Below are 4,885 nucleotides of genomic sequence, written 5' to 3'. Positions count from 1 at the left end.
GCCGGATCGACTCGCTTTTGTCGGCCGCGAAGATCGCCGACCGCTACCGCCGTGACGGGGAGCTGCGCTCATTGGCGCTCGACGTCGTCCCGGTCGCGGGTCTGCTCGCCGAGGGCGGGCGGACGCTGCGCGAGAGCGAGTTCATCGCGCTGCGCCACATCGCGATGATGGACCGCGCCGCCCGCGACCGCCTCATGCTGACCGTCGATCGCTTCACCCGTGCGAGCGACGACACCGCCCTCAGCGTCGACGTCCGGCGGGCCCTGCTGCGCCGCTTCGGCCTGTTCGGCGTGCGGCTGGCCGCCGCCCTCATCCGCGGCGGGGCGAACACCTCGTCGGCGCTGTCGGACCGCCTCGTGCAGCAGAGCGGCCTCGTCGAGGTGCAGCGCTTCGTCGAGGACCAGTTCCGCGGCCGGGCCTTCGCGCTCAAGGCGCGCGGCATCCTGCACAGCGTCGAGCGGCTGGTGCGTGAGCGCCCGCGTCCGAACACGGCGGGGCTCTTGGCATCCATCGAGCGCTTGACGGCCCAGAGCCACGACCTGCGCGAGCTGTCGCTGCTGGCCGAGCTGCGCACCTCGCCCCCCGAGCTCGACGCCGCGGTGCTCGCCGAGGCCGAGCGCATCGTCGGTGGGGCGGGACTCGCGCCGGCGCGACGTCTGGGGCTCACCGACGACGCCGAGCCCGCCGCGCAGCGCGAGCGCATCGACGGCCTGATGACCACGTGGCGCTCCCTGGCGGAGTCGCCCCTCACCGACCGCCACACGGCCGATCTGTGTCGCGGTGTCGTGCGCAGCGTCGAGGGGGCGGCATCCGACCTCTTCGGATCGGATGCCGCCCCCTCGGCTTCAGAGTTCGGCGGTGGTGCCGCTGGTGGTTCCGCGTCGGACGTCGTGCTTTCGGGCGGTCCAGCGTAGAGCGGCCGGGATCACCGAGAACAGCAGCCCCAGGGCCGACAGGCCCAGCTGGATCAGCAGCAGCCGGTCCAGGGGGACGCCGCGATCGCCCACGGCCACGAACTGGCGGGCGGCCAGCACCGTGACGGCGAGGAACACCAGGATGCCGAGCATCCACCACCGCGCGTTGTTGCGGCGGTTGTTGAACGACACCAGGGTCGTGATCTGCACGAGCAGGACCGTCACCATCGCGCCGAAGACGCACCAGAAGACGATGTCGGCCGCGGAGCTGATGGTCTCGGAGGCACGCGTGGTGTCCACCTCGCGCACGATCGCCTCGATGTCGGGGTCGATCGACTGCCGGATGATGAAGAGGTACCCCACCGCGATCGCGCCGACCACCAGGCTCAGCACCCAGCTGATCTGCGCCAGGCGAACGGCCGCCGGGGGCGGCATCTTCACCATGACCGGGGCGGCGGCCTTGTCGTACAGTGCCGGTCGCTCGGGCTTGGCGGCCTTGGGCGGCGGCTCGTAGGGCGGGGGAGCCGGCGAGCGGCGCACCTGCGCCTGCGGGGCGGACGCGCCGGAACGGCGGGTGAGCTCCTGGGAGCCCACCCGCCGTTCCGAGGGGGTGTCAGAGGGTGTCATCCGACGTGTCTTCGATGACGGTCTCGTTGCCCGAGTCGAACACCACGGTGGTGTCCTGGTCGACGTCGGTGTCGATCGTCGTGTCGGTGGTGTCGTTGAACGAGTCGCCGATCGCGACGTCGGTCGAGGAGTCGTTGGCCGAGTCGGTCAGGTCGATGTCCGTCGAGTTGTCCGTCGTCTCGGTGTTCTCGGTGTTCTCGTTGTACGAGCCGTCGATGTCGGTGTTCGTCTCTTCGTTGCCGATGTTGACGTCGTTGCCGGCGTCGATGTTCGTCGAGTGGTCCAGGGTGGTGTCCTGGTCGACGTCGTTGCCGGCAGCGATGGCCTTGTCGCCCGAGGCGACGACGGCCTCGTTGCCGAAGGTCTGGTTGACATCGCCGTTGGCCCAGATGTTCTGGTTCACCGACTGGTCGATGATCGTGTCGCGATCGTCGATGTGGGTGTACTGCAGCGAGTTGGTGATCGTCTTGATCTCGCGCACGACCGGGTTGCTGTGCTCCGGGCGGTCATAGTGCACCGGCGCCGGGGTCGGGTTGGGAGCGACCGACGGCTTGTCCGCGATGACCGGGGCCACCGAGCACACGTCCGCGTAGGAGACGTTGTTCAGCCCGCGGGCCGCCATCGCGCCTTCCGGGTCCTCCTCGAACTCGGCCGCAGCCTGCGGGTCGCGCAGAAGGCTCAGGATGAATTCGATCAGCGCATCTGCCATGGTCGCCAGCGTGACGCTCATTGGGGTCTCCTCACGGTTGTTCCTTGGTTCGACGGTATGTCGAAGGGGTACGGGTCCGCGTCGGGGGGAACCCCCATAGCGCGGGACGGGTCATAGGGGTTTGCCGGGCGCATGGTCAGCCCACGCGTTCGGGCAGTGCGACGGGCGTGCGCACGTCGTCGTCGAGGGCCGTGCGCAGGCGCGCCATGAGGTCGGAGCGCGAGGTCGCGCCCAGGCGTCGGCGGATGCGCGCGATGTGGTGCTCGGCGGTGCGCGGCGAGATGAAGATGGCCTCGCCGATCTCGGCGTAGGTCTTGCCCTGAAGGACCAGGGCCGCCACTTCGCGCTCGCGATCGCTCAGGACGCCGTGGTTCTCCGTCGGGCGAGTCGAGCCGACCACCGGTCCCGTCTCGGCGATCGCGGGTGCGGTCGGCACCACCTCCGTGCGCTCGCGCGGGTGCAGCTGACGCGCGCAGGCCAGCAGGCGGGCGATGACGCGCCGGTCATCGGACTTGTTCGCGCCGTGGCTGGCGAGACGGGCGCCGTCCCACGCGAAGCCGCAGGTCGCCAGCCCTGCCGCGGCCTCTTCGATCGCGTCGGCGTCGACCACCCCGGTGAGCACGTCGGTCCAGACCCGACCCGCGCGGGCGAGCTTCGCCGCAAGCGGCGAGCGCTCCGCGGCCGCCCGCAGGGCCCGCGCGTGAAGGGTGAGCTCCTCGGGGCTTCCGAGCAGGATGCTGGCATGCAGGGCCGACCACTGCAGGCTCGCGGCCCACAGCGCCGGCTGTCCGAGGTCGGCGAGCAGCCGCTCGGCCTGTTCCACCTGCGCCCGCACCGCCGCGAATTCGCCGAGCTTCGCCGCCGAGACGGCGAACTCTCCCAGCGGCACGAGGGTGAACAGGTCGATCTGCGCGCGCAGCAGCGACTCCTGCGCCCGCGCCCAGACCGGGGCGAGCTCGGACGGCTGACCGTTGCGGCGGACCAGACCCAGCTCGACGGCGTCGGCCAGCAGCCGATCACGCGCCGCGAGCGGGCGGTCCGTGGCGGTCGCGGCACGCAGCGCGGCGTCGGCCTCGGCCGCGTGCTCGCTCTGCACGGCGACCCAGGCGCGCCACAGCAGCAGACGCGGCGCCGCCCAGGCTCCCCCCTGCGAGCCGGCGATCGCGGCATCCAGCACGCGCTGCGCCACCGCCGCCTCCCCCAGGTGGAGGGCGACGAGGGCGGCGAGCACGGCCGGCAGCTCGGGCAGGGGAGCATCGGATCCGGATGCCGTGTACATCTCGCTCGCGCGGACGAGGTCCTGCAGGCCGTTACGGTCCGTGGCGTCGAGCGAGGACCGCAATCCTCGTGAGAGAAGCTCGAGCGAGACGCCGTGGGCGGTCGGGATGGAGCGTGCGGCGGTGCCGGCCGCGGCGTCCGCGGGGTCGGGATGCCCCGAGCCCACCGCGGCGATGAGCCACTTCGCGCGGCTCTCGGCGGTCCGCGGCACTCCGGCGGCGTACACCTGCGCGCCCAGGCTCATGTCGCCGCGCAGCGCCCAGACGGCCGCGGCCATGTCGAGCGTCTCGTCGCCGGGCGCGTCGGGGGTCGAGAACATCCGGTCGACGAACGCGCCCGCGGCATCCACGTCCCCGAGGGCCCACGCCGCGCGGGCACGGCGCAGCGGCAGGTCGCTCGACGTGGCGCCGGCGCGGTCGGCGGCGTCGTACAGCTCCGCGGCCCGGCGCGGGTCGCGCGACAGTTCGCGATCCGCGTCCGCGAGCAGGGCCGCGGCGACGCGGACGTCGGTCGCGCCGCCGAGCAGGGCCTGCACCGTGGAGGCGTCCTTGACCAGACGGGCCGAGTAGAGATCGAGCAGTCGATCGGGGGTCAGTCGTGCCCGGACCGCTTCGCGCACGACGGGGACGGTGCGTCCGCCGCGCTGCAGCAGACCGGCGTCGTACCCGGCGGCGCATGCCGCGCCCGCGTTGGCATCCAGGGCGGACCGCTCGTCGAGGCACAGGGCTTCGACCGCGAGCCGCAGGGAGGGATCGAGGGAGTCGATACGGTGCGAGATGAGGTCGTACAGGGAGCGGGCGATCTCGTCGCGGTCGCAGCGTCCGTCGCACATCGCCTCCCCGTGCAGGGAGAGCGCTTCCGAGGTCAGCCAGGCCAGGCCCCCCGTGGCCTCGAAGAGCGTCGACACGCAGTCGCGGCACGCGCCGCTCGGCGTGGCGCCGAGGTGCGCGAGGGCGTCGGGGATCGAGACCTGACCGAGCAGGACCGGCGGCTGATGCCGCTCGATGTCGTCGATGAGGGCGCGCAGGACGACGGATGCCGGATCCGGCCGCGTCGACAGGAGCACCGTCGCGGTGCCGCCGCGCAGGCGCTCGGCTACCCGGCTCAGCAGGGCGTCGTCGAGCAGGTGCGCGTCGTCGACGACCACGACGGCGCCGTCCTCGGCGGGCAGGTCGCTGGCGTGGGCGAGGGCCACGGGGGCGGCGCCGGCCTCCAGGAGTGCGGCGAAGACGTGTCGGAGGACGCGGGATTTGCCCGCGCCGGCCGTACCGATCACGGCGAGGGGGAGGGGAGCGGCCGTGCTCGTGTACGCGTCGAGCAGCGTGCGCGCGACGCGGGGCAGCAGCAGCGACTCGAG

3 protein-coding genes and 1 pseudogene are annotated in these 4,885 nt (G+C 72.5%); 1 reads left to right on the top strand and 3 read right to left on the bottom strand.

Going from position 1 to position 4,885, the window contains the following annotated elements:
- A pseudogene (locus tag QZ433_RS13555) lies at positions 1 to 914 on the top strand (GTP-binding protein); the annotation flags it as partial.
- Here QZ433_RS13555 and QZ433_RS13550 read toward each other — a convergent pair.
- From QZ433_RS13550 to QZ433_RS13540, 3 genes are all read right to left on the bottom strand, one after another.
- Positions 846 to 1,541, bottom strand: a complete 696-nt coding sequence (locus tag QZ433_RS13550; RefSeq protein WP_295784452.1) for a hypothetical protein — start codon at positions 1,539 to 1,541, stop codon at positions 846 to 848. The pseudogene QZ433_RS13555 and the gene QZ433_RS13550 overlap by 69 nt on opposite strands.
- A complete protein-coding gene (locus QZ433_RS13545) occupies positions 1,528 to 2,271 on the bottom strand; it encodes an IniB N-terminal domain-containing protein (protein ID WP_295784450.1) in 744 nt (247 codons plus the stop codon). The genes QZ433_RS13550 and QZ433_RS13545 overlap by 14 nt, the downstream gene beginning before the upstream one ends.
- Before the next feature lie 115 nt (positions 2,272 to 2,386).
- A partial coding sequence (locus tag QZ433_RS13540) for a LuxR C-terminal-related transcriptional regulator (protein ID WP_295784448.1) occupies positions 2,387 to 4,885 on the bottom strand: 2,499 nt, incomplete at its 5' end.

The organism is uncultured Microbacterium sp. (assembly GCF_913776565.1).
GTDB lineage: Bacteria > Actinomycetota > Actinomycetes > Actinomycetales > Microbacteriaceae > Microbacterium.
This window is presented reverse-complemented; position numbering and strand designations above follow the sequence as displayed.

What these genes read in the sequence shown, in the direction of transcription:
- QZ433_RS13550 (WP_295784452.1), bottom strand. Translation starts at nt 1,541, where the DNA reads ATGACACCCTCTGACACCCCCTCGGAACGGCGGGTGGGCTCCCAGGAG.
- QZ433_RS13545 (WP_295784450.1), bottom strand. Translation starts at nt 2,271, where the DNA reads ATGAGCGTCACGCTGGCGACCATGGCAGATGCGCTGATCGAATTCATC.